This window comes from uncultured Candidatus Kuenenia sp. (genome assembly GCF_900696675.1).
GTDB classification, from domain to species: Bacteria; Planctomycetota; Brocadiia; order Brocadiales; family Brocadiaceae; genus Kuenenia; species Kuenenia stuttgartiensis_A.
On the sequence record NZ_CAADGZ010000287.1, the window covers coordinates 1 to 1297 of the forward strand.

Below are 1297 nucleotides of genomic sequence, written 5' to 3' on the forward strand. Positions count from 1 at the left end.
CACACCGTGCCATCTGATTTCATGGCTATTGTGTGATACACCCCTCCTGCAATGGCAATTGCATCGGTTAGACCGCTCACCTGCACTGGCGTTGAACTGTCTGTAGTTGACCCGTCTCCCAGTTGACTATTCCAATTTGCCCCATATGCCCACACGGTGCCATCTGGCTTCAGTGTTAGCGTATGATATGCACCTGCCGATATCTGAGTCCGAGGCATAAAGGTGGTTTCGCTTCCATAGTATATGCCTCCAATGTTTTGAGAGGCTATCCTGCAATAGTATGTCGTCCATGGCGTTAAATCACCTAAAGTCGCACCTACGTACGTTGAGCCGGTTCCGCATGAAATAGTTTTTGTGGCGTCGAAATACATTCCCGTGCTAGTGCCATAATCAAACCACGCAGTAGTTGCCACTCCGTTGCCATTCACCCACCCGTTCAGTAATGCGGAACTCAAACTAACACACGTTGCTGAACCTGTCGTCACGGTAGGGGTAGCAACGGATTTCATACCGGAAAGCGATCTTTGTGCCGGTGTTGAACGGTTTGTTATAGACCCGTCTCCCAGTTGACCATAATAATTAAATCCCCACGTCCACACAGCGCCGTCTGATTTCATGGCTATTGTGTGATAATATCCTCCGGCAATGGCAATTACATCAGTCAGGCCGTTCACCTGCACTGGCGTTGAACTGTTTATAGTTGTCCCGTCTCCCAGTTGACCATACCAATTATATCCCCACGCCCACATCGTGCCGTCTGATTTCACGGCTATTGTGTGATACACCCCTCCTGCAATGGCAATCACATCGGCTAGACCGCTTACCTGCACCGGTGTTGAACGGTTTGTCGTTGACCCGTCTCCCAGTTGACCCCCTTCATTATGCCCCCACGTCCACACCGTGCCATCTGACCTCAAGACTATTGTGTGGGAATACCCTCCTGCAATGGCAATCACATCGGCTAGACCGCTTACCTTCACCGGTGTTGAACGGTTTGTCGTTGACCCGTCTCCCAGTTGACCCCCTTCATTATGCCCCCACGTCCACACCGTGCCATCTGACCTCAAGGCTATTGTGTGGGAATACCCTCCTGCAATGGCAATCACATCGGCTAGACCGCTTACCTTCACCGGTGTTGAACGGTTTGTCGTTGACCCGTCTCCCAGTTGACCCCCTTCATTATGCCCCCACGCCCACACCGTGCCATCTGACCTCACGACTATTGTGTGGGACTCCCCTCCTGCAATGGCAATCACATCGGCTAGACCGCTTACCTTCACCGGTGTTGAACGGTTTG

At 51.8% G+C, this 1297-nt stretch carries 1 protein-coding gene; it reads right to left on the bottom strand.

Annotation, left to right across the window (positions count from 1 at the left end):
- On the bottom strand, window positions 1-1297 hold a 1297-nt coding region (locus tag QZT26_RS17690), incomplete at both ends, for a hypothetical protein (RefSeq protein WP_295104083.1).